The organism is Brevibacterium renqingii (genome assembly GCF_017808095.1).
In the GTDB taxonomy this organism is placed as follows: Bacteria; Actinomycetota; Actinomycetes; order Actinomycetales; family Brevibacteriaceae; genus Brevibacterium; species Brevibacterium renqingii.
The window spans coordinates 357,905-381,062 of record NZ_JADBHG010000002.1 but is presented as its reverse complement, the minus strand read 5'-3'; the positions used below and the strand labels follow the sequence as shown (position 1 = coordinate 381,062).

Annotated in this window: 19 protein-coding genes and 2 tRNA genes; 10 read left to right on the top strand and 11 right to left on the bottom strand. The window is 62.8% G+C overall.

Going from position 1 to position 23,158, the window contains the following annotated elements:
- Nucleotides 1-157: 157 nt before the first annotated feature.
- Nucleotides 158-1,531 (top strand): NAD-dependent succinate-semialdehyde dehydrogenase, encoded by a 1,374-nt coding sequence (locus IIE29_RS06750; RefSeq protein ID WP_209324453.1) that lies wholly within the window; start codon nt 158-160, stop codon nt 1,529-1,531.
- A gap of 78 nt (nt 1,532-1,609) precedes the next feature.
- Here IIE29_RS06750 and IIE29_RS06745 read toward each other — a convergent pair whose 3' ends face one another.
- From IIE29_RS06745 to dnaA, 10 genes are all read right to left on the bottom strand, one after another.
- Complete coding sequence (locus IIE29_RS06745) at nt 1,610-3,049, bottom strand: MDR family MFS transporter (RefSeq protein ID WP_209324617.1); 1,440 nt, start codon at nt 3,047-3,049, stop codon at nt 1,610-1,612.
- Nucleotides 3,050-3,371: 322 nt separating this feature from the next.
- Nucleotides 3,372-3,444 (bottom strand) — tRNA-Ala (locus IIE29_RS06740).
- A 170-nt stretch (nt 3,445-3,614) separates the two neighbouring features.
- Nucleotides 3,615-3,688: transfer RNA gene (locus IIE29_RS06735), tRNA-Ile, on the bottom strand.
- A 112-nt stretch (nt 3,689-3,800) separates the two neighbouring features.
- The gene (locus tag IIE29_RS17120) at nt 3,801-4,598 is read right to left on the bottom strand and encodes a DUF3566 domain-containing protein (RefSeq protein ID WP_343071823.1); all 798 of its coding nucleotides are present in this window, start codon (nt 4,596-4,598) and stop codon (nt 3,801-3,803) included.
- On the bottom strand, nt 4,595-7,150 hold the full coding sequence (gene gyrA / locus IIE29_RS06725; RefSeq protein ID WP_209324452.1) for a DNA gyrase subunit A: 2,556 nt from the start codon (nt 7,148-7,150) through the stop codon (nt 4,595-4,597). The genes IIE29_RS17120 and gyrA overlap by 4 nt, the downstream gene beginning before the upstream one ends.
- Nucleotides 7,151-7,256: 106 nt before the next feature.
- Entirely contained in the window at nt 7,257-9,254 is a 1,998-nt protein-coding gene (gene gyrB / locus IIE29_RS06720; protein ID WP_209324451.1) for a DNA topoisomerase (ATP-hydrolyzing) subunit B, read from the bottom strand.
- A 235-nt stretch (nt 9,255-9,489) separates the two neighbouring features.
- Nucleotides 9,490-10,002, bottom strand: a complete 513-nt coding sequence (locus IIE29_RS06715; protein ID WP_209324450.1) for a DciA family protein — start codon at nt 10,000-10,002, stop codon at nt 9,490-9,492.
- Nucleotides 9,999-11,135, bottom strand: coding sequence for a DNA replication/repair protein RecF (gene recF, locus IIE29_RS06710; RefSeq protein ID WP_209324449.1), 1,137 nt, complete (start codon nt 11,133-11,135; stop codon nt 9,999-10,001). Before recF ends, IIE29_RS06715 begins: the two co-directional genes overlap by 4 nt.
- Nucleotides 11,136-12,275, bottom strand: coding sequence for a DNA polymerase III subunit beta (gene dnaN / locus IIE29_RS06705; RefSeq protein WP_209324448.1), 1,140 nt, complete (start codon nt 12,273-12,275; stop codon nt 11,136-11,138).
- Between the two features lie 548 nt (nt 12,276-12,823).
- Nucleotides 12,824-14,554, bottom strand: coding sequence for a chromosomal replication initiator protein DnaA (gene dnaA / locus IIE29_RS06700; RefSeq protein WP_209324447.1), 1,731 nt, complete (start codon nt 14,552-14,554; stop codon nt 12,824-12,826).
- Nucleotides 14,555-14,994: 440 nt separating this feature from the next.
- On the opposite strand from dnaA, the gene rpmH reads away from it, so the two are divergent.
- From rpmH to IIE29_RS06665, 7 genes are all read left to right on the top strand, one after another.
- The gene (rpmH, locus tag IIE29_RS06695) at nt 14,995-15,132 is read left to right on the top strand and encodes a 50S ribosomal protein L34 (RefSeq protein WP_166975345.1); all 138 of its coding nucleotides are present in this window, start codon (nt 14,995-14,997) and stop codon (nt 15,130-15,132) included.
- 2 nt (nt 15,133-15,134) lie between these two features.
- Nucleotides 15,135-15,500: a ribonuclease P protein component gene (gene rnpA, locus IIE29_RS06690; protein ID WP_209324446.1), complete on the top strand. Its 366-nt coding sequence runs from the start codon at nt 15,135-15,137 to the stop codon at nt 15,498-15,500.
- Nucleotides 15,501-15,582: 82 nt separating this feature from the next.
- Complete coding sequence (gene yidD, locus IIE29_RS16695) at nt 15,583-15,840, top strand: membrane protein insertion efficiency factor YidD (RefSeq protein WP_216629603.1); 258 nt, start codon at nt 15,583-15,585, stop codon at nt 15,838-15,840.
- A 135-nt stretch (nt 15,841-15,975) separates the two neighbouring features.
- Nucleotides 15,976-16,929: a membrane protein insertase YidC gene (gene yidC / locus IIE29_RS06680; protein ID WP_209324444.1), complete on the top strand. Its 954-nt coding sequence runs from the start codon at nt 15,976-15,978 to the stop codon at nt 16,927-16,929.
- A gap of 8 nt (nt 16,930-16,937) precedes the next feature.
- Nucleotides 16,938-17,483 carry a Jag family protein gene (locus IIE29_RS06675; protein ID WP_209324443.1) on the top strand — a complete coding sequence of 182 codons (546 nt, stop codon included), beginning with the start codon at nt 16,938-16,940 and terminating at the stop codon, nt 17,481-17,483.
- On the top strand, nt 17,476-18,138 hold the full coding sequence (gene rsmG, locus IIE29_RS06670; RefSeq protein ID WP_209324442.1) for a 16S rRNA (guanine(527)-N(7))-methyltransferase RsmG: 663 nt from the start codon (nt 17,476-17,478) through the stop codon (nt 18,136-18,138). The genes IIE29_RS06675 and rsmG overlap by 8 nt, the downstream gene beginning before the upstream one ends.
- 66 nt (nt 18,139-18,204) lie before the next feature.
- Nucleotides 18,205-19,101, top strand: a complete 897-nt coding sequence (locus IIE29_RS06665) for a ParA family protein (RefSeq protein ID WP_246475774.1) — start codon at nt 18,205-18,207, stop codon at nt 19,099-19,101.
- On the opposite strand, the gene IIE29_RS16820 is transcribed toward IIE29_RS06665, so the two are convergent.
- Nucleotides 19,018-19,773 carry a hypothetical protein gene (locus tag IIE29_RS16820; protein WP_246475815.1) on the bottom strand — a complete coding sequence of 252 codons (756 nt, stop codon included), beginning with the start codon at nt 19,771-19,773 and terminating at the stop codon, nt 19,018-19,020. The genes IIE29_RS06665 and IIE29_RS16820 overlap by 84 nt on opposite strands.
- Nucleotides 19,774-19,840: 67 nt before the next feature.
- Between IIE29_RS16820 and IIE29_RS06660 the strand changes: the two genes are divergently transcribed.
- Nucleotides 19,841-20,968, top strand: coding sequence for a ParB/RepB/Spo0J family partition protein (locus tag IIE29_RS06660; RefSeq protein ID WP_343071822.1), 1,128 nt, complete (start codon nt 19,841-19,843; stop codon nt 20,966-20,968).
- 1,200 nt (nt 20,969-22,168) lie between these two features.
- Complete coding sequence (locus tag IIE29_RS06655; RefSeq protein ID WP_209324441.1) at nt 22,169-22,456, top strand: hypothetical protein; 288 nt, start codon at nt 22,169-22,171, stop codon at nt 22,454-22,456.
- Nucleotides 22,457-23,158: the final 702 nt, after the last annotated feature.

Sequence of the window (23,158 nt, the reverse complement as noted above, 5' to 3'; positions counted from 1 at the left end):
TCGATGCCGCCTTTACTCCCGAACCGTCGAGGTGGCCCGACTGCGAGCGGCGCGCATCCGCTGATTCCAGCCCGAAGGTGGACACAAGTGTTGTGGAATTGCGCGAGACGATAGTTTGTTACCGAGCACAGATCGTCAATCCGTGAAAGGACGTTCCATGAGCAAATTCGCTGTCACCAATGCCAACACCGGTGAGGTCGAGAAGGAGTTCGACTCCGTTCCCGTCGAGGAGATCCCCGACTACATCGATCGCGCCCATGAGGCATTCCTGTCGTGGAAGGACACGCCGCTGCACGAACGCGCGGCCATCCTGCGCACGTTCGCCGACCTCGTAGACGACAACGCCGATCGGATGACCGACATCATCGGCCGGGAGATGGGCAAGATCAAGAAGCAGGGCTTCGCCGAGGTCGACAAGGTCGCCCGCACGGCTCGCTGGATGGCCGACAACGCCGCCGCGAACCTGGCGCCGACCCACCTCGAAGCGGCCGGAGCCGCCAGCAGCTATGTCGAGCATCAGCCGCTGGGCGTGCTGCTGGGCATCATGCCGTGGAACTTCCCGTACAACCAGATCGCCCGCTTCGTGCTGCCCAACCTCATGGTCGGCAACACCATCATGATGAAGCAGGCCTCGATCTGTCCCGAGTCCTCCCAGCTCTTCGAGGACCTCCTCACCGAGGCGGGCCTGCCGAAGGGCGTGTACCAGAACATCTACCTCGACAGCTCACACGCCGAGGAAGTGCTCAAGGACTTCCGCGTCAAGGGCTTCTCGCTCACCGGTTCCGAAGGTGCCGGCGCCTCGGTCGCGGCGATCGCCGCGAAGTACTACAAGCGCGCCGTCCTCGAACTCGGAGGCAACGATCCGGCTGTGGTCCTCGACTCGCAGGACGTGCCGGCGCTGGCACAGAAGCTCGTCGGGCTGCGTCTGGCGAACGCCGGCCAGGTCTGCACCTCGCCGAAGCGCTTCATCGTCGTCGACGATCTCTATGACGAATTCCTCGCTGAGACGATCAAAGCCGTCGAGGCGACGAAGATCTCGACCTTCGACGACCCCGAGGTCGGCATGGGTCCGGTCTCCTCCGAGGGCGCCCGTGACGAGATCGTCGAGCGCATCCAGAAGGCCGTGACCGACGGTGCGACCCTGCACACCGGCGGCGAGAAGCTCGACCGTCCCGGCTGGTTCATGTCGCCTGCCGTGCTGTCCGATATCGATCCGAAGTCGGATCTCGGCTGCAATGAGCTCTTCGGACCTGCCGTCATGGTCTACCGCGCCAAGGACGAAGAGGATGCTCTGCGCCTGGCCAATGACACCGAGTACGGTCTCATGAGCTCGGTGTGGACCGATGACCTCGAGAAGGGACAGGCCTTCGCTTCCAAGGTGAACGCGGGCATGACTCTCGTCAACGGCCACATGGAGTCCGGCCCCGAATACCCCTTCGGCGGGATCAACCGCTCCGGCTACGGTCGCGAGAACGCCCAGTGGGCCTTCCAGGCCTTCACGAACGAGCATCTCATCCGCGTGCACGCCTGAGCGGCACCACCGGAAAAGGCCCGGCCGGCAGCGAAATCAACGCTGCCGGCCGGGTCTTTTCCGTTCGGTATCGTGCGATCAGTCGCCCGGTGCCGTCTCGACGGTGTCGACCACCTCGGCGGAGCGATCCTCCTGGTCCTCGGGCTTCTTGATGAAGAAGGCGAGGACGACGGGCACGAGCGCGATGATCGCGGCCAGGAGGAACGCCGCGTGAGCTCCCGGAGCACCGGCGTCGACGACGCTGCGGCCTGCGGCCTGCCCCGAGTGGAGCGCGGCGGAGTAGATCGAGATGAGCAGGGCCGTGCCTGCCGCACCCGCGACCTGCTGCAGGGTGTTGAGCGCCGCCGATCCGTGCGAGTACAGATGCCGATCCAGCGAGCCCAGCGAAGCTGTGAACAGCGGCGTGAAAGAGGCTGCGAGACCCACCGACATGCCGGTCTGCACGACGACGAGCACCCAGGTGGGTGTGTCCGGGGTGACGATCGAGTAGGAGAACATCGCCGCTGCGATGAGGATCGTGCCGGGCACGAGCAGGGTCTTCGGGCCCATCGCATCGTAGATGCGACCCATGAGGGGGCCGAGCAGACCCATGAGGACCGACCCGGGCAGGAGCACGAGACCCGACTGGGTGGCGTTGAGACCGGCGACGTCCTGCAGGTAGAGCGGCAGCAGGGAGAAGGTGCCGAACATCGCCAATGCCACCACGGCCATGATGACCACGGCGACGACGTAGTTGCGCGAGCTGAAGACGCGCAGATCGAGCAGCGCTCCGTCCCGTCGCTGCAGGACCAGCTGCCGCCATACGAACAGGGCGAGGACGACCGCACCACCGCCGATCGCGCCCCACGCCAGGCCCGCGGTCGAGGCACCGGTCTCACCGCCGGAACCGAACTGGCTGAGCCCGAAGACGATGCCGCCGAAGGCGAACGCCGAGAGCACGATGGAGATGACATCGATGGGGGAATGGGTGGATTCGCCGAGGTTGGTCATCCACTTCGCGCCGAGTGCCAGAGCGATGAGGCCGATGGGCAGAACGATGCCGAAGAGCCAGCGCCAGCCGAGGGTGTCGAGCACGATGCCGGACATCGTCGGACCGATGGCCGGGGCCAGCGAGATGACGAGGCCGACACGGCCCATCATGCGACCGCGCGAATGCGCGGGCACGACATTCATCATCGTGGTCATGAGCAGGGGCATCATGATGCCGGTGCCGCCGGCCTGGACGACGCGGCCGACGAGCAGCACCGCGAAGCCCGGAGACAGCAGGCAGATGAGTGTGCCCGAAGTGAAGAGGATCATAGCGGCCAGGAAGATCTGGCGCGTGGTGAACCGCTGGAGCAGGAATCCGGTGGTCGGGATGACCACGGCCATGGTGAGCATGAAGGCGCTCGTCATCCACTGGCCGAGTTCCGGCGGAATGCCGAGAGAGGCATTGAGCTCGGGGATGGCGATGGCCATCGTCGTCTCATTGAGGATCGCGACGAATGCGGCTACGAGCAGCAGCCAGATGACCCTCATTCCGGCGGGGTCGATGGTCTCAGGCGGCGCGGACTCTGCGCGTGAGTGTGAGCTGTCGCTGGACAAGGAGGTGCTCCGTTCGAAAGTGGATTGTCATCGCCCCGGCCCGGGCGGCGCGATTGTGACGCTGCGCGCAGCAGCCGACGCTGCACTCAGACAGAGAGATCAACGGAAACCTACGCTAGCCTATTCCGCACTCGCACGGACAGGGGGAGAACCCCACTTCGGCGCATGAGGTTCCGCACGCGGATGAAACGACGAAGGCTCCGAACCGCAGTGGTCCGGAGCCTTCGTCACGAGTGCTGTCTCAAAGCTTCTCGAGTGGAGGTAAGGGGACTCGAACCCCTAACCCTCTGCTTGCAAAGCAGATGCGCTACCAATTGCGCCATACCCCCGTGCGGGTTCTCACCCTCACACCGAGTCGGTGTGCTTGGACCATTCGGCCTGAGCGACTTGGTTCTGCCGCCGCCACCGGAAGAACACTCCCAGCCCCACGACTGTGAGACCGCTGAGAATCCATTTCCTCATGATCCTCCTCGAAAGGTCATCCTGTTGTGACAGGACGTGGGCCTACCTGGACTTGAACCAGGGACCTCTTCGTTATCAGCGAAGCGCTCTAACCGCCTGAGCTATAGGCCCTTATCGGGGTGAACCCGATGTAAAACGATACCGAACCCGGACTGACAAATACAAATCGACTACCAGTGACTCGCCTCACATCTTCCTCCCCGGGGTGCGGGGAGGAAGGTGGTCAGTCGTCTGTCAAAGTCAGATTGAAGCCGCCGGCGATGAGGGAGCCGATGTTGTAGATGAACGCGGCCAGGGTCGACAGCGCGGTCATGAGCACGATGTTGATGACAGCGATGATGAAGCCTGCGGCCACGACACGGCCGAAGCCGAAGATCCCGACGATCCGCTCGGCCGATTCGGCGCCGGCGAGTTCGCTCATGGTCGCTTCGAGCCCGCTCATCACACCGGTCGCCTGGAGCACGATCCACAGCACGATGAAGGCGACGATCGTGGCGATGCCGATGGCCACGGACATGAGGAACGACATCTTCATCACCGACCACGGATCGACCGCAGAGACGGTGAGACGAACGGTGCGCGGGCCTTTCTTCTTCTTGCCCTGACCGCTGTCGACCATGTTCTTCACACCCATCTTCACGCTGCCGGAGCTGGCGCGGACGGTGTTCGCGGCGTTCCCCATCACCGAGGTGGCCGTGCGGTTGCCACCCGACGACCCTGTCGCCTGCGACGAGGTGGAGCCTGCGCCGGCTCCGGAGCCGGAGTTCGGAGTCGACCCGGATTTCGGTCCCGAACCGGTGGTGGGAGCGTGATTGGGCTTCGGCGAAGCCTTCGGTGCGGGAGGAGCGACGACGGTCGCCTTCTGTTCGGCCTGACCCGAACCCTGCGCGGAGCCGGTCGACTCCGCGGGCTTCGACTCGCCGGACTTCGTCTCGTTCTTCGACGATCCTGCCGTCAGACGGGTGGAGCCGCTCGACGTGCGTATGATCTTCCCTGAGCCTGGCTTGTTGCTATCGCTCACTCTTCCACATCCTCGCTGCCGGTCTGAGGCTCGTCGACCTCACCTTCCGGGACTTCGGCATCGTCTTCGTCTTCGACCTCGGCCTCGGGACCGCGGGTCACTGCGATAATACGGTCTTTTTTGCCGGGTTTCGCGAACACCACACCCATGGTGTTGCGTCCCTTCGCCGGAACCTCGTCGATACTCGACCGGACGATCTTGCCCTTCTCCATGACGACGAGGACCTCTTCGCCGTCCTCGACGATGAGCCCACCCACCAAGTCTCCGCGCTGCTCGGTGATCTTCGCAACCCGGATGCCCAGGCCGCCGCGGCCCTGCAGCCGGTATTCGTCGACGGGAGTGCGCTTGGCGTAGCCCGCCTCGGTGACGACGAAGACATAGGTGTCGGGCTGGACGACGTCCATCGTCAGCAGCTCGTCGTCGTCCTTGAACTTCATGCCGGTCACGCCTCCGGTGACGCGGCCGAGGGGACGGATCGAGTCGTCATCGGCGGCGAAGCGGATGGACATGCCCTTGCGCGAGATCATCAGCAGATGGTCCTCGGATCCGACGATCCGGGCCGAGACGAGCTCATCGGGCTGGCCCTTGTACTCACGCAGGTTGATGGCGATGACACCGCCGGTGCGGTTCGAGTCGTATTCGCTCAGCCGCGTCTTCTTCACCACACCCGAGCGGGTGGCGAGGATGAGGAACTCCGCTTCCTCGTAATCGCGGATGGACAGCACCTTCGCGATCGATTCGCCGGGCTGGAGCGCCAGCAGATTCGCCACATGCTGGCCCTTGGCATCCCGTGAGCCCTCGGGCAGCTCATAGGCCTTGGCCCGGTACACCCGGCCGGTGTTCGTGAAGAACAGCAGCCAGTTGTGGGTCGACGTGACGAAGAACTGCTCGACGACGTCGTCGCCGCGCAGCTGAGCGCCCTTGATGCCCTTGCCGCCGCGGTGCTGGGCCCGGTAGAGGTTCGTCTGGGTCCGCTTCGCATAGCCGCCGCGGGTGATGGTGACGACGACCTCCTCCTCGGGGATGAGGTCCTCCATCGACACGTCCCCGTCGAATCCTGCGAGGATCTTCGTCCGGCGGTCATCGCCGTAGCGCTCGACGATCTCGTCGAGCTCCTCGGAGACGATCTCGCGCTGGCGGGCGGGGGTGGCCAGGATATGGTTGTACTCGGCGATGAGGGCCTCGATCTTCTCGGCCTCCTCCTGGATCTTCAGACGTTCCAGGGCGGCGAGTCGGCGCAGCTGGAGGTCGAGGATCGCGTTCGCCTGGATCTCGTCGACCTCGAGCAGCTCCATCAGCCCGGTGCGGGCCTCGTCCGAGGACGGGGAACGGCGGATGAGGGCGATGACCTCGTCGAGGGCGTCGAGGGCCTTGAGGTAGCCGCGCAGGATGTGCGCGCGCTCCTCGGCCTTGCGCAGGCGGAACTGGGTGCGCCTGACGATGACCTCGATCTGGTGCTTGACCCACAGGCGCAGGAAGGAGTCGATGCTCAGCGTGCGCGGCACGCTGTCGACGAGCGCGAGCATGTTCGCGGAGAAGTTCTCCTGCAGCGAGGTGTGCTTGTACAGGTTGTTGAGCACGACCTTGGCCACCGCATCGCGTTTGAGCACGATGACCAGACGCTGACCGGTACGGCCCGAGGACTCGTCGCGCAGATCCGCGATGCCCGCGACCTTGCCGTCCTTGACATAGGAGGCGATCTTCGCGGCCAGGGTGTCGGGATTGACGAGATAGGGCAGCTGGGTGACGACGAGACAGGTCCGGCCCTGGATCTCCTCGACCTCGACGACGGCGCGCTGAGTGATCGACCCGCGTCCGGTGCGGTAGGCGTCCTCGATGCCTTTGCGACCGAGGATCGTCGCGCCCATCGGGAAGTCCGGGCCCTTGATGATGCCCAGCAGCGCCTCGAGTGCCTCCTCCTTGCTCGCCTCGGGGTGGGACAGCAGCCACTGTGCGCCGGCGGCGACCTCGCGGAGATTGTGCGGGGGGATGTTCGTGGCCATGCCCACAGCGATGCCCGCCGAGCCGTTGACCAGCAGGTTCGGGAATCGCGAGGGCAGAACCACCGGTTCCTGGTTGCGCCCGTCGTAGTTGTCCTGGAAGTCGACGGTGCCCTCTTCGATGTCCCGGACCATCTCCATGGCCAGCGGTGCCATCTTGCACTCGGTATAACGAGGTGCGGCTGCGCCGTCATCGCCCGGGGAGCCGAAGTTGCCCTGGCCGGCGACCAGCGGATAGCGCATCGTCCACGGCTGCACGAGGCGGACCATGGCGTCGTAGATCGCCGTGTCACCGTGCGGATGGTACTGGCCCATGACGTCGCCGACGACGCGCGAGCACTTCGAGAAGTTGCGGTCGGGGCGGTAGCCGCCGTCGAACATCGCGTAGAGCACGCGACGGTGGACGGGCTTGAGTCCGTCGCGGATGTCCGGCAGGGCACGACCGACGATGACGCTCATCGCGTAATCGAGGTAGGACCTCTGCATCTCGAGGTTGAGATCAACCTGTTCGATCCGGCTGATTTCTGTTCCGATATCGTTCTCGTCGGCCAATGTGGGCTCTTCCCTTGTGTCTTAACCGTGGCCGGCTGGGTCTCAGCCGGGTGCGGCGGCGATTGGTCAGTTCAAAGAGTGCGGGTTCGAGGCATCCGGTGTGCGATCAGATGTCGAGGAAGCGGACGTCCTTCGCGTTCTCCTGGATGAAGCGACGGCGGGAATCCACGTCATCGCCCATCAGGACGGTGAAGATCTCGTCGGCGACGATCGCATCGTCGAGGGAGACCTGCTTGAGCAGACGGTGGTCGGGATCCATCGTCGTCTCCCACAGCTCCTCGTAGTTCATCTCGCCCAGGCCCTTGTAGCGCTGGATCGCGAGGTCCTTGGGCAGACGCTTGCCCTCGGCCCGTCCGGTCTCGAGCAGGCCGTCGCGCTCCTTGTCCGTGTAGGCGAACTGGTGCGGAGCGTTCGACCACTTGATGCGGTAGAGCGGCGGAGTCGCGAGGTAGACGTATCCGTGTTCGATGAGCGGCTTCATGTACCTGAAGATCAGGGTCAGCAGCAGAGTGGTGATGTGCTGGCCGTCGACGTCGGCATCGGCCATGAGGACGATCTTGTGATAGCGCAGCTTCTCGAGGTCGAACTCCTCGCCGATGCCGGTGCCGAAGGCCGTGATCATCGCCTGGACCTCGTTGTTGCCCAGCGCCCGGTCGAGGCGGGCCTTCTCGACGTTGAGGATCTTTCCGCGCAGCGGCAGGATCGCCTGGGTGTTCGGATTGCGGCCCTGGGTGGCCGAACCGCCGGCCGAGTCGCCCTCGACGATGAATACCTCGGATACGAAAGGATCCTTCGACTGGCAGTCCTTGAGCTTGCCCGGCATGCCCGAGGACTCGAGCAGGCCCTTGCGGCGGGTGGCCTCGCGGGCCTTGCGTGCGGCCATCCGCGCTTGGGAGGCCTGCAGGGCCTTGCGCACGACGTCCTTGGCCTGGGCCGGATTCGACTCGAACCAGTGCCCGAGTTCGTCGCGGACCACGCGTTGGACGAAGCCCTTGACCTCGGAGTTGCCGAGCTTGGTCTTCGTCTGGCCCTCGAACTGCGGATCCCCGAGTTTGACCGAGATGACCGCGGTCAGGCCTTCGCGGATGTCGTCGCCGGTGAGGTTCGGATCCTTGTCCCGGAGCAGCTTCTGCTCTTTGGCGTAGCTGTTGACCAGGGAGGTCAGGGCGGTGCGGAAGCCCTCTTCGTGTGTACCGCCCTCGTGGGTGTTGATGACGTTGGCGTAGGTGTGCACGGCTTCGGTGTAGGACGTCGTCCACTGCATCGCGATCTCGAGTGCCAGCGTCTGCTCGCCCTCCTCAGCTTCGAAGACGATGACGTCGGGGTGGACGAGCTCGGCCTTCTTCGTCGAGTTGAGGTACTGGACGTAGTCGAGCAGACCATGCTCGTATTCGTAGGTGACCGACCGCGGCTTCCATTCCTGGTCCTCGTCCTCGTCGATCTGGACGTCATCGTCGTCGACCTCGTTGTGCCGCTCGTCGGTGAGGCTGATCTTCAGTCCCTTGTTGAGGAACGCCATCTGCTGGAACCGCGCACGCAGATACTCATAGGAGAAGTCCGTGGTCTCGAAGATCGTGGAGTCCGGCCAGAAGGTCACCGTCGTCCCGGTCTCCTCGGTCTCCTCACCACGCTGCAGTTCGCCGGTGGGCACGCCGCGGAAGAAGTCCATCGTCCACGTGTAGCCGTCACGCTTGACCTCGACCTCGAGCCGCTCGGACAGGGCGTTGACGACGGTCGAGCCGACACCGTGCAGACCGCCGGCCACGGCATATCCGCCGCCGCCGAATTTGCCGCCGGCGTGGAGGATCGTGAGGATCACCTCGACTGTCGGCTTGTTCTCCGTCGGGTGCATGGCCACGGGCATTCCGCGCCCGTCGTCCTTGACTCGGACGCCGCCATCGGCGAGGATCGTCACCTCGATGTGGTCACAGTAGCCGGCCATCGCCTCGTCGACCGAGTTGTCGACGATCTCCTGCACGAGGTGGTGGAGACCGCGTTCCGAGGTCGAACCGATGTACATGCCGGGTCGCTTCCGGACTGCCTCGAGACCCTCGAGTACCGTGATGTCGCCGGCATCATAATGAGGCTGATCCTCGGTCGTCATGTGACTCCTTGTTCGGATGGTCGCTATCAGCTCCCCATTCTACCGCGCCAGAGGCTGAAATGCCCGTAAGCGGCCTGTGAAGGCGGATTTCCCGAATTTTCACGCCGCAGATGTACCCCCGGGCACGCACGACAGCGGCTGTGGCCGTTTGAGGCCCTCTGCGTTCGTCGCAGAAATCCGCCGAGGCGGCCCCGCGCTCACCCGAATCCGTCCCCGCTCATCCGTATGCGGCCCCTCATCCGAAGGTGTCCCTCGGACCGCGGCCGGCCACCGATCGGCGGCCCCTCTTGAAGCTGCGTCCCTGCGGGCCTCTGATCTCGATCTCCGTGATCGTGCGCGAGCCCAGCCCTTCCTCGAGCCTGCGCAGGATCGTCGGCTTGAGCACGCGCAGCTGGGTCGCCCAGGTCGTCGAGTCCGCAGCGATGACGAGCAGCGGGGGCGAGAAGTCGATCGGGGTGGCGTGCTGGGCGACCTGGGGACCGACTAGATCGGGCCATCGCCCGAGCACCTTGCCGATGTCGAGTGAGGACGACCAGCCGCGGTCGGAGATGAGCGAACCGAGCACCGAGGAGACCGACTTCGGATCCCGGCCGTCCCGGCCGGAGCCGGAGTAGACGACTTCACCGCGCAGACGGGACCGCCGCCTGCTGCGGACGAACTTCGCTTCCGTGACCTCCATGCGGCGGACCCGATCGAGTGCTTCGAGGGCGGCGACCGGGGTGGAGAAGTCTCTGGCGATGCCGCTCATGATCCGGGCCCGCCCAGGAGCGTGGCCTCGTCGATCCGCGTCCCTTCGAGACCCTCGGGCAGGTCCGAGTCGACCGCGGCGGTGATGAAGACCTGCTCCGCGGCGGTGATCCGGGACGCCAACCGGCTGCGCCTGCCCGTGTCGAGCTCGGCGAAGACGTCATCGAGGACGAGGACGGGCTGTTCCGCGGCCGACCCTGCATCGGCCGACAGCAGATCCCAGCCGGCCAGCTGCATCGCCAGGGCCAGCGACCAGGTCTCCCCGTGGGAGGCATATCCCTTGGCCGGATGGCTTCCGATGGTGAGCGAGAGATCGTCGCGGCCCGGACCGTGCAGAGTCAGTCCGCGTTCGATCTCCGCAGTCCGGCGCCGGTCGAGGGCTGCGAGCAGCAGCTCCCGGCACTCGGCGGCGGATTCGGCCTGCGCATAGTCGATGCGCGAATCGTATGCGATGTGCGCTCCCTGCCGTTCGAGCCGGGCATCGGCGGCGATGAAGGCGAAGTTCTCCTGCAGCGGCCCGGCGATATCGGCGAGGATCCGCTGCCGGCCGAAGACGAGTTCGGCCGCGGCGTCCGCATAGGCCATGTTCCAGATGTCGAGGGTCGCCTCGAGGCCGGTATCGCGCTCCTCGCGCAGACGCTTGAGCAGGGCGTTGCGCTGCTTGAGTGCGCGTTCGAAGTCCGTGATCACCGAGGAGTAGCGCGGATTGCGGGCCACGACGAGGGTGTCGATCCATGATCGGCGCTCGGCCGGTTCACCTCGGACGAGGCTGAGATCCTCGGGCGCGAAGATGACGCAGGAGACGAGACCGAGAATGTCCTTGAGCTTGACCGCGTTCCGATTGACCCGAGCCCGGTTGGCCCCTTTGGCCTGGATGGTCACCTCGACCGTCGCATGCCGCTGATCCCGATTGACCAGGGCGGATACGGTCGCCGTCGAAGCGCCCTCGTGCACGAGCGGGGCGTCGAAGGCCACTCTGTGGGAACGCTGGTGGGCGAGATATCCGATCGCCTCGACGATATTGGTCTTTCCCGTCCCGTTGTCGGCCACGAATGTGGTGACCCCGGGAGCGAACTCGAGATCGAGCTCCGGATAGGACCGAAAGTCACGCAGGGAGAGTCGGGATATCCACATTCAGATGCGCGTGGGCATGAGCAGGTAGCGATACGACTCGTCGGCGGGGGCGTCGAGTTCCTTCTGCCCGGCGATGATGACCGGCTTCATCGGCTGCGTGAAGGAGAAGTTCACATAGGGGCTCTCGACTGCGGCGAGCCCCTCGGCGATGTAGTGAGGGTTGAATCCCACGGTGATCTCCTCGCCCTGGAGGGTCGCCTCGACGGCCTCGGAGGCCTGCGCATCGTCACCGGTCCCGGCGTGCAGGGTGAGCAGGCCGTCGGTGACCTCGAAGCGCAGCGGGGTGTTGCGTTCGGCCACGAGCGAGACGCGGCGCACGGCTTCGCGCAGCACTGCGGTCTCGACGATCGCGTGGATCGGCACCGAGTCGGGGAACAGCGAACGGACCTTCGGGTATTCGCCCTCGACGAGCAGGGAGGTCGTCACCCGGCCGGCCGAGGTGAACGAGATGAGGTCCTTGCCCGCATCGGTGCTCAGGCCGATGGTGACGTCGCCGCCGAGTGACTTCGAGACGTCGGACAGTGTGCGTCCGCGCAGCAGCGCCACGGCGGAGACGTCCGGGCGACCCGGATTCCATGTGAATTCGCGAACGGCGAGACGGTAGCGGTCGGTGGCGAGCAGGGTGACCTTCTCACCCTCGATCTCGACGCGGACACTGGTCAGGATCGGCAGCGTATCGTCCTTCGAGGTCGCGATCGTGACCTGGGAGACGGCGTTCTGGAACTCACCGGCGGAAACGGTGCCGGAGTCCTCCGGCACCTGCGGCAGCGCCGGGTATTCGGCCACCGGCATGGTCACGAGCGAGAACCGGGAGGATCCGCAGGTGACGTCGACCTTCGAGTCGATCTGCTCGAGAGTGACGTCCTGGTTGGGCAGAGCCTTGGAGATGTCGGCGAGCAGCCGGCCGGAGACGAGGACGGTGCCGGCAGAGGCGACATCAGCGGCGATCTCCACGCGGGAGGAGACCTCGTAGTCGAAGACGGCCAGACGCACGGTGCCGCTGGATTCGGCGGTGATGAGGATGCCGGTGAGGACCGGAGCGGAAGGGCGGTTGGGCAGAGTCTTGGTTGCCCAGGTCACCGCGTCGGCGAGAACGTCGCGATTGACTTTGAACTTCAAGGGGGATGCTTCCGCGTTCACTTTACTCCTTCGGGGTGGCCTCCCGACCTACTCAAGGCATCTGGCACAAGACTCCGGGTTTGCGAGGCACTGGCTCGATACTGCTCGGAAAACTTTACACAGCCTATCGGATTTCTGCCCACCTCAGCAGTGCGCAGCGAAAAGCGGGTGACGACGGGCAGATCTCGGATTCGAGAATCGCCCGAGATGCTGTGTTCGAATACTCTCCGTCTCGTCAACACCTCAGCTGACCGAGTCCCGTGCGCCCTCCGCACCGAGCGAAGCAGTCGATGGCGGTCGCCCTCTTGAGAGTTGAATTCACTTGGCAGAAGTATCAGCACCTGTGGATATTGTGGACAAGTGCTGTCTACCCCTGAGTAATCAAGGGATGAAGCGGCTCACGTGCATGTGGATGCGCTGTGCACCGCGACGGGGGCCGCGGTGGGCGCTTGGGTAAACACAAGCATGTAGTTCACATCCTTCCACCCGATAAGCAGCTCTGTCCACCGCTTCGTCCCCAGCTGTGAGCGACTGTCCCCAGGGTTATCCACAGATGTGCATGACGTGTTCTATAGGCGGTGCTGTTGTTTAATGCGGTTTGTGAGTTCGGTGACCTGTGTGTAGACGGCCCGTCGTTCGGCCATCTGAGTTCGAATCTTCTTATTCGCATGCATCACGGTCGTGTGATCGCGTCCGCCGAAGGCCTGACCGATCTTCGGCAGGGACAGATCAGTGAGTTCGCGGCACAGATACATCGCGATCTGCCGGGCCGTGGTCAGGGTGCGGGATCGGGAGGTTCCGCACAGGTCGTCGAGGGTGAGACTGAAGTAGGCGGCGGTCTGTCCCATGATGTCGGCGGCGGTCACGGCAGGGGTGTCGTCCTGCGTGATGAAGTCCTTGAGCACGGTCTCGGCCAGGGAGGCGTCGATCTGCTGATCATTGAGGTTCGCGAAGGCGGTGACGCGGATGAGGGCGCCTTCGAGCTCCCGGATGTTCGAGGACACACGGGAGGCGATGTACTCGAGCACATCGTCGGGGACGTCGAGGTGTTCGGCCGCGGCCTTGCGACGCAGGATCGCGAAACGGGTCTCCATGTCCGGCGGCTGCACGTCCGTGAGCAGACCCCACTCGAAGCGCGAACGCAGCCGCTCCTCGAAGCCCTTGAGCATCTTGGGCGGCTGGTCGGAGGTGATGACGACCTGTTTGGCTTCGTTGTGCAGGGCGTTGAAGGTGTGGAAGAACTCCTCGACGGTCGCGTCCTTGCCCTGGAGGAACTGGATGTCGTCGATCATGAGGATGTCGACCTCGCGGTAGCGGCGCTGGAAGGCCGGCCGGAGCGCGTTGGAAGTCTTTGAGGAGCCGATCGTATTGATGAAGTCGTTGACGAACTCTTCGCTCGAGACGTATTTGACTCGGATCTCTGGGAACAGCTGCGTGGCGTAGTAGCCGATCGCATGCAGCAGGTGGGTCTTGCCCAGCCCCGAATCACCGTAGATGAACAGAGGATTGTAGGCCTTGGCCGGGGCCTCGGCGACCGCGAACGCGGCGGCATGGGCGAAGCGGTTCGAGGCGCCGATGACGAAGGTGTCGAAGGTGTACTTCGGGTTGAGCTGAGCTACGCCCGGGGCATCGACCGGCGGGACCATGGGGGCGGCGGTCGCCTCGGCGATCTTGAGTTCGCGTTCGGTCATCCGCGAGGTGGCCGGAGCACTCGGCGACGGGGCGGCAGCCGGTGACGGAGCGTACGCCTGCGCCGGTTGCGTCGGCGCGGAGCCGGGGACGGGATGACCGGAATGATCGGTCGGGGCCGAGTCAGTCAGCGGCGCCGCCTCGGTGCGGGGCGGTTCCGTGCGCGGCTGGGGTGCGCTCGGTTGGTCTGCGCCCGGCTGCTGGGGCATCGGGGGCTGCGAATGCAGCTGATGTGCTGCCGTCGGCGCTCCCGTCGTCGAGGTGGAGGTGACGGGATCGATGGGCACCTGCGGTCCCGGGGTCGATTCCCCGATGAGGTCCTCGAAGCGGATGGGCACGTCGAGTTCGGGATCGACGACGAAGCCGAAGGTCACGTCGAAACCGAGCACCTTTGAGAACTCCCTGGTCAGCGGTCCGAGCAGTCGCGTCTCGATGGTGCGGCGAGTATGCTCGTCCCGCACAGCCAGGAGGACGAGGGCATTGTCCACGAGCGCCTTGGGCACGGCCAGGGAGAGGAATCCCTTCTGATGGGCCGTGAGTTCCGGGTCCTGATCCAGGGTTGAGACCACCGTGCGCCAGCGGCTGATGAGCTCATTCTTGGAGTTCGACACCGTCACTTCTCCTCAACTTCCATAAAATTCGTTCTCGGTGCGATCCACACCTGTGCATGACTTCCACATAGTTTTCCACAGTTTGTGGACTCATGCCGACTCGGCCCTGCAATTCTCCACACTCGTGGATAAGCTTGTGGAAAACTACATGGGTGTGACTTGTGGACGAGCCTGGGTATCGCGGCGGTGAGGAACGGCGGATTTCGTGCGGTGGACCGAGGTGGACTTCGGGAGGAAGTGACGCGGAACATGGCGACCGCGTTTGACCGCCAGGATTCGCGCTCGCTATGATTGAGTGTCCTGTGTACCGGGCTTCATCCGATTATCCTGATCATCTTTTGGCTCTCATGCACAGGAGTGCTCGGCGGTCGAGACTCTCACCGCCGTTTTTTGTGAGAACGCACCGGCGTTCACCCGCAACCTAGAAATCGGAGACTGAAGTGAGCAAGCGTACATTCCAGCCCAACAATCGCAAGCGCGCCAAGAAGCACGGCTTCCGTCTGCGTATGCGCACCCGTGCGGGCCGCTCGATCCTGGCCGCACGTCGTCGCAAGGGACGTTCCGAAGTTTCGGCCTGAGTGTGCTCAGCGCGGCACACCGGATTCGCAGCGGCGAAGACTTCCGACGAGTCTTCAGAGCCGGAGTCCGGGTGCGCTCAGAGCATCTCATGGCACACAGCCTGAGAGACACCGATGATGCCCACGCCACTCGCGTGGGTTTCATCGTATCCAAGGCCGTCGGCAATGCCGTAGTGCGCAATCGCACCAAGCGGCGTCTGCGTGAGATCATGCGCGTCCGTCTGGATGAGCTGAGCGCGGGTGAGCTCTTCGTCGTCCGCGCCCTGCCGCATGCGGCCGAAGCGGATTTCTCGTCCCTCGAGGCCGAGGTCGACGAACTGCTCGTCAAGGCCCGGAGGAAGTTGGACCGTCGTGGACGCCGAGCATGATCTCAGACATATCTCTGAGGTGCCCCGCCGTCCCGGAGGCTTCTGGCCCACACTCGGCTGGATCTTGAGGATCGGGCCCAGGATGCCCTTCGTGTGGTTCATCCGGGCCTACCGCCTCGTCGTCTCTCCGCTCTACGGTCAGGTGTGCCGCTACTATCCCAGCTGCTCCATGTACGGCCTCGAAGCCTTCGAGATTCACGGAGTTCTCAAGGGGATGGTGTTGACTGGGTGGCGCATACTGCGATGCAACCCTCTGTCCCACGGCGGCGTCGACCATGTGCCGGGTTCGGCGCGGGAGGCCAGATCGAAAACCATCCACCGCGACGAGGGCCGCAGCTGAATGCTTCCGGACACGCAGTCCCCGCCGAAGAGCGGATCAGCGGACTTCTTCGGGGCACCGGCGTCGTGTCGCGAAGACCTGTGAACAATGGCAAAATGAACGATCGTGAAGAATCGTTGTAACGAGGAGAACTGAATGGGATTGATGGACAAGCTGCTCTACCCGCTGCAGTGGGTAGTTGCTTGGATCCTCGCGATCTTCCACGAGATCTTTACCGCCATCGGCCTGCCCGCCGACAACGGTTGGACCTGGGTGCTGTCGATTGCCGGACTGACCGTGGTCATCCGTGCTCTGCTGATCCCTCTCTTCGTGTACCAGATCAAGTCGCAGCGCAAGATGCAGCTGCTCCAGCCGGAGATCCAGCGCCTGCAGGCGAAGTACAAGGGCAAGAAGGACCAGTACTCCCGCCAGGCGATGGCCGAGGAGCAGATGGCGCTGTTCCGCGACAACAAGACGAGTCCGTGGGCCTCCTGCCTGCCGCTGCTCGTGCAGATGCCGATCTTCTTCTCCCTCTTCCGCGTCATCCGGAATATGCCGCAGGTCGCCGATGGGTCGATGAGTGCCATCGGCGGTTTCACGAGGGACCTTGCGGTGCAGGCGGAGCAGTCCTCGGTCTTCGGCATCCATCTGTCTGCGGTCTTCACCGACCCGGGAATCGGTGTCAAGTTCCTCACTGGTGTCCTCATCGTCATCATGGCCGGCACCATGTTCATCACGCAGAAGCAGATGATGGCGAAGAACATGTCGGAGGCCGCGATGGCCAACCCGATGATGCAGTCGCAGAAGATGCTGCTCTACGTCATGCCGCTCGTATTCGGCTTCGGCGGCATCTACTTCCCGCTCGGTGTCCTCATCTACTGGCTGGTCTCGAACACTTGGACCATGGCTCAGCAGCACATGGTCATCCGCAATATGCCCGCTCCCGGCTCCAAGGCCGAGAAGGAGATGCTTGAGCGCAAGGCTCGCAAGGGCAAGCCCGTGAAACAGGACGAGGTCAAGGGACAGACTGTCGCCGAGGAGGCCCCGAAGAAGACCGGCCAACGGCAGCAGCCCGTGAGCAAGAACCGCAAGAAGAACAAGAAGCGCTGAGGACGATCATGACCGAAGAGAAGACCGAAGAGACCTCCGAACAGATTTCGAAGGAGACCTCGACGAAGCCGAGCCGCGCCGAACTCCTCGAGGAAGAGGGCGAGATCGCCGCGGACTACCTCGAAGAGCTGCTGGATCTGGCCGATATCGATGGCGATATCGACATCGACGTCGCGGATGGCCGGGCACAGCTGTCCATCGTCTGCGAGGACGATGAGGACTCCAATCTGGGCACGCTCGTCGGCAGGGAGGGACGTACCCTCGGTGCCCTGCAGGAGCTCAGCCGTCTGGCCGTGCAGACCCAGACGGGCCAGCGTTCCTGGCTGATGCTCGACATCGACGGGTTCCGCAACAACCGTCGTGACGAGCTCATCAAGAAGGCGAAGCGGGCCATCGAGGAGGTCAAGGACGGGGGCGAGCAGTTCGCCTTCAAACCGATGAACAGCTTCGAACGCAAGATCATCCACGATCAGGCGGCGCGCGCCGGTCTGATCTCGGAGTCCGAGGGTGAGGGCGACGGCCGTCATGTCGTCATCCGGCTCGCCGATGACTGACCTGCCCGACACCGCCGCCGATCTGCCTGAGATCGAAACTCCCCCAACCGGCACCGAGGAGTACTTCGGTGCCGCATTCCCCACAGCCCGGCGGTATGCCGAGCACTTGGCCACCACCGGCATCGAGTGGGGCCTCATCGGTCCGCGTGAGGTCGACCGCCTCTGGACGAGGCACATCCTCAACTGCGCTGTGGTTGCCGAGTTCATCGGTGAGAACGACGTCGTCGGTGATGTCGGCAGCGGTGCCGGTCTGCCGGGAATCCCGATCGCGCTGCTGCGCCCGGAGGCGAAGATCGTTCTCATCGAGCCGATGGAACGACGTGTCGAATGGCTGACCATGGTCGTCCAGGATCTGGGGCTGTCGAATGTGCGCATTGTGCGAGCGCGGGTCGAGGAGCTCGTCGACGAAGAGATGTTCACCGTGGTGACCGCTCGGGCGGTGAAGGCGATGACGACTCTCATCGAGTGGACTCGCGAGGTCATCAGCCCCAGCGGCCGGATCCTCGCCCTCAAGGGTGCCTCTGTCGAGGGCGAGCTGGTCAAGGCGAAGAAGCTGGTCAAACGCTATCGCCTGTCTCAGCCCGAGATCCATGTCGTGGATGCAGACGGTCTCCTCGAAGTCCCGAGTCGTGTCGTCGAGATCGTGAAGAAATAGGACGAAGTAGAGTAGGTCTAGGCTGAATAGAGCTTTGTGAAACCGATGGATGATGGAGTGCGCCCTATGCCGATCATGGATGAGTCGTCTCCCATTGGTGCCGCGATCGCACGGGACAACCGGCGGGCTGATCGACTGTCTCAGACGACCTTTCCACGACCGGACTCGACCCGCATCTTTACGATCGCGAACCAGAAGGGCGGCGTCGGAAAGACCACGACGGCGGTGAACATCGCGGCGGCTCTGGCCAATCAGGGCCTCAACGTTCTGCTCGTCGACATCGATCCGCAGGGCAACGCGAGCACAGCCTTGGGAATCGATCACTACTCCGAGGTGACCAGCATCTATGATGTCCTCATCGACGACGTGCCGATGCGTGAGGCCGTGGCTCAGTGTCCGGACTTCGACACACTCAAGTGTGTGCCCGCGACGATCGATCTGGCCGGCGCGGAGATCGAACTGGTGTCCCTGGTCGCCCGTGAACAGCGGCTGCAGCGGGCATTGGGGATCTACCTCAGGGAAGAGGAGGAAGCCGGTCGGCGCGTCGACTACATCATCGTCGACTGCCCGCCGAGTCTGGGTCTGCTCACCGTCAATGCCTTCGTCGCTGCGCGCGAGGTCCTCATCCCCATCCAGTGCGAATACTACGCGCTCGAGGGACTGAGCCAACTGCTGAAGAACATCCAGCTCATCCAAAAGCATCTCAATCCGGAACTGGCCATTACGACGATCCTGCTGACGATGTACGACGGGCGCACCAATCTCAGTGCCCAGGTCGCCGAAGATGTGCGCACCCACTTCCCAGAACAGGTTCTCGGCACAGCGATCCCGCGGTCGGTGAGGATCTCCGAGGCTCCCAGCTACGGACAGACAGTGATCTCATATGACCCCAATTCCAGCGGCGCCCTCTCGTATCGAGAAGCCGCTGAAGAAATCGCGAATCGAGGAGTAAGTCGTGGCTGAACGCAAGAAACGAGGCCTGGGTCGAGGACTCGGAGCATTGATCCCCGACGCGAACTCCAACGATCGTCCGGTCGATGTGTTCTTCTCCGGTGGCAGTGGGGAGGAAACGGAGAAGGAGCAGAAGACCTCGCGTACTGCACGCAATGATCCGGCTGCGTCCATGCAGTCCTCTCGACGACGCAAGACGAAGGCAGGCGGATCGGCCAAGTCGCCTGAGTCGACCGCGGAGAGGACGAAGGTCCCTTCGGCGTCTGGTTCCAAGACGGCACCTTCGAAGACGCCAGCATCGAAGGCAACACCTTCGAAGACCGCAGGCCCCGGTTCCTCGTCAGCGAAGACGAGCTCGAGTAAGACGAACGGTGCGCCGACTCCCGCGAAGAGGAAATCAAGAGCATCAGCAGCGTCGAAGAAGACATCGAGCGCTGAGTCGACGGCCGTCAGCAGTCCCGCGAAGGCGAAGGCCCCCGTGACCAGGAATGCAGGTACGAAGGCCGCCGCTTCGAAGCCGGTGGAGAACACCCCAGCGGAGACGGCCTCGTCCGGCGCCGCGTCCTCTCCCGCCTCTGCGAAGGATTCAACGGTCTCGGACTCGCAGGCCGTAGAAAGTGTCCCGGAAGCCGCGTCGGCCTCTGAGTCGGCATCGACATCATCTATCGCATCAACGCCCCTCAATGACGCCCCAGAGACCGCGCTGAAGACTACTGGCAGCGCGGACGAACAGGATGCGGCAGACGACGGTGTGACTGAGTCCGCGACAGAGCAGGATGCGAGCGAGGACGTTCGCGAAACGCATCCTGGCGTCTACACATCCTCCGGCTATCAGGACTCGACAGGTCGAGCCGAGCCCGAAACAGAATCCGTCACGCCTGACACTACTGGTGTAGTAGAATCAGCGACAGGAGTTGAAGCGGCAGACGATCCTGATGATCTCGCAGCGTCATCAACCACTGAGACAGCTCCTGACGCCTCTTCTGAGACCGACGCCGACGCTTCTGAAGAATCAGCAGGCGGTGTCGAGAGTGACGAAAATGTCTCCGGGGGTGTCGAGTCGATTGCAGACACTGAATTCGGCGAGATCGATGTCGACCTGATCGACGCGAACCCTCGGCAGCCACGAACGGTCTTCGACGAAGACCTGCTTTCAGAACTGGTGCACAGCATTCGCGAGATCGGTGTGCTGCAGCCGGTCGTTGTACGTCAGAAGCCGAGCGACCGCTCGCGCTTCGAACTCATCATGGGTGAGCGTCGCCTTCGTGCGACGAAAGACGCCGGTCTGACGACAATCCCAGCGATCATACGGTATGTCGAAGACACCGATATGCTCAGGGATGCTCTGCTCGAGAATCTTCATCGTGCCGAGCTCAATCCCCTGGAAGAGGCTGCCGCTTACGGGCAGCTGCTGGAAGACTTCGGCTGCACCCAGGAGGAACTCTCCGAGCGCATCGGCCGCTCGCGGCCTCAGATCTCCAACACCCTCCGTCTGCTGCGTCTGCCGCCTTTGGTGCAGCGCCGCGTCGCTGCCGGCGTTATCTCCGCCGGTCATGCCCGTGCGATTCTTGGTCTTCGGGACCCCGAGCACATGGAGGTTCTCGCCCAGAGAATCGTCGCGGAAGGGCTTTCGGTTCGGGCTTCGGAAGAAGCCGTCGTTCTCCTTAACAGGGGCGACTCGATCAATGTTTCACGTGCAACGACGAAGGTCGCGCCTGAGTTCCTGGCGGTTGCAGAGCGTCTCGGAGATCGACTGGATACGAAGGTGAACATTTCCGTCGGTAAGAAGAAGGGCAAGCTGAGCGTCGAGTTTGCGAACCACGAAGATCTGGATCGCATCCTTGGCCTGCTCGGTATAGCAGAAGCGGATCCAATGTAGCTCTATCAGATCAATCCGATGGGGGCCCGGGTGATTCCGGGCCCCTTCTGGTATTCATGAGCACCCACGTCGCCCCTTTCTACACCCCAGACATAGCGACCTGTCGTTGCCGGCGCAGAACGGTCTTTGAGGCAAGCGAGGCGTCAATCTTCCTCTTGCTGGTTTCTCTGGTTGCGGCATCCGGTATTGCTTCTTTGGCGGAAGAAGCAGCTCTGGACAGTTCTATCGATAGCCGAGGATGTCCGCTTACCTTGTAACTATCCCCTTCTGCGTTTCACGTGAAACCGCCTGTTTCAACACCGCCTCCCATGTAGTAGCCGGGTAGCGTCCTCATTGACGAAAGAAGGAGGTACCGAATTACCGGGGCCGCCGGAACCTGTTGAAAATCTCCTCCCGTTAGTTGCTTTGCCGTGACCGAACTCTTGCAGGAAGTGCCGGGAACTCCGGTACGACGTGCCGGAGTTCCCGGCACTCGGCTACGTTCGATAATGCGTATGCGGGTAGCAATCCGCTGTGTTATCGAAGGCCGGTATCGCCGAGAGCCTTTTGCGTCTCCGGCTTGCAACCGGAACCGTGCGGACGTGCGGGGGTGAGTGGAAGCAGCTCTAGCAACCTTAAGCATCTATTGGGCCATTAGGTCTACGTTCCACGTGAAACATACTGCGTGCGCCGGCGTGCGCGCGGGGCTGTTATCTCTATTTGCCGTGGAGTGCAGCAATTCATGTCTTCATAGAAGAGAGATGCCGGCACAAGAGAAAAGAGATCGCCGCACAATGACGTTTCACGTGGAACGGCCGCAGTCCCAAGTCTATTTCTACGTGGTTTAGTGTACGTGAAATAGCTATTGCTCCACCGCACGGCTTCTATCCCCACCAACTGCGAGCCGCTATCGCATTCGGGCGCAGCCAGCCTGTCCCCAGCGGTGGCTGAAAGAAGGGCATATATACGGCGATTCAACAGGTCCTCTCTTTCGGGGCCTTTTTTCCGCAGAAGAATCAGTAGTTCGGAGGAAGGCCATCAGAATGTTTCACGTGAAACCGAGACAACCGGTTTCACGTGAAACCAAGTTCCCTGAACCAACCTGTCGGTGTGGTGACGAGTAGGAGCCGATTTCTCAACGCCCCGCATGTACATCTTTGTAAGTGCATCACTTGCATTCCTCCCGCAATCTAGGCGCACCGATCTGTAAAGGCTACGTCCTTGAGTGAAGAGAACCGACGTAGATTTCATGCCCGTATTGTTTTTCTGGTAAAAGCCATCATGATTGCTTGTCAGCTGCTTAGCCCGGCGCTATTGCGAGAATCAGAAGTGACGGAAATCCGCCATGCATCCAATGTGTGCTGTCAGCAGCCCTTGTACGCCGCGCCCACCGACGACAAGCCAACCGAAAGGCGCACTGGTCCGCGTAATATGCATTTGGACCGCGTTTCACGTGAAACGCTGCATCGGATAGCTTCAGCCGCCTGTGGAGTTAGTCAGTTGATGTGAAGGTTCGAGCAGGCTGTATCAATAGGCCGTTGGTTGTGGTCTTTTCGTCTCGCCCCGCTGGGCAGTCGTGGGCTTCTATTCCGGTCTGAAACGGAGAGAACACGTCGCGCTGTGCTCCTCCGGCATACAAATAGATACGTTTCACGTGGAACATATAGAGTGGATATGCCGAGATCCGACTCGTCCGATTGTGTCGGAAGTAGAGCTCGTTCCGAACGGAGTACAATCCTGAACGCGATAGGCACAGGCTGGATGGCTCGCCGGTCATCTTGTATCTACGCGGCAAGCTCCGTCCTCTCCGGATACTGGTTGGCGTCTAATAGGTGTATCACTGCTCCCTTCGAACCTCCCTCTCCTCCCTCCTGTTCGAGTAGTAGACGGTCGCGCTCGTACAATAGATGTTTCACGTGAAACAGACGACGGAGATCGTCCAGGTACATCTCGTGGACGCCGTACGGTCATCACCTCTTTAGGAATCCCGTACTGCTCCCGGGGCAAGTAGCTCAATTTTTCGTGGGTCTTGCATTGGGAGTGCTATTAGCGGAAACATCTGCGGAAATTGCGAGGGGTAGGCGAGAAGAGAGCTCAATGGAACGGGTAGCTAGGGATCACTTCATCGAGCAATTTCGGGGACTGTACTGCGCTAAGGTCCTTCATCTCCGGACCCCTCGGCGAGCTGAATTGTAATGAATTCAGTGCCCG

Excerpts from the sequence above, each read along its gene's own strand:
- IIE29_RS06750 (WP_209324453.1), top strand. The coding sequence starts at position 158 with ATGAGCAAATTCGCTGTCACCAATGCCAACACCGGTGAGGTCGAGAAG.
- IIE29_RS06745 (WP_209324617.1), bottom strand. The coding sequence starts at position 3,049 with ATGAGGGTCATCTGGCTGCTGCTCGTAGCCGCATTCGTCGCGATCCTC.
- gyrB (WP_209324451.1), bottom strand. The coding sequence starts at position 9,254 with ATGACGACCGAGGATCAGCCTCATTATGATGCCGGCGACATCACGGTA.
- IIE29_RS06715 (WP_209324450.1), bottom strand. The coding sequence starts at position 10,002 with ATGAGCGGCATCGCCAGAGACTTCTCCACCCCGGTCGCCGCCCTCGAA.
- recF (WP_209324449.1), bottom strand. The coding sequence starts at position 11,135 with ATGTGGATATCCCGACTCTCCCTGCGTGACTTTCGGTCCTATCCGGAG.
- yidD (WP_216629603.1), top strand. The coding sequence starts at position 15,583 with ATGCCCTTCGTGTGGTTCATCCGGGCCTACCGCCTCGTCGTCTCTCCG.
- yidC (WP_209324444.1), top strand. The coding sequence starts at position 15,976 with ATGGGATTGATGGACAAGCTGCTCTACCCGCTGCAGTGGGTAGTTGCT.
- IIE29_RS06675 (WP_209324443.1), top strand. The coding sequence starts at position 16,938 with ATGACCGAAGAGAAGACCGAAGAGACCTCCGAACAGATTTCGAAGGAG.
- rsmG (WP_209324442.1), top strand. The coding sequence starts at position 17,476 with ATGACTGACCTGCCCGACACCGCCGCCGATCTGCCTGAGATCGAAACT.
- IIE29_RS06665 (WP_246475774.1), top strand. The coding sequence starts at position 18,205 with ATGCCGATCATGGATGAGTCGTCTCCCATTGGTGCCGCGATCGCACGG.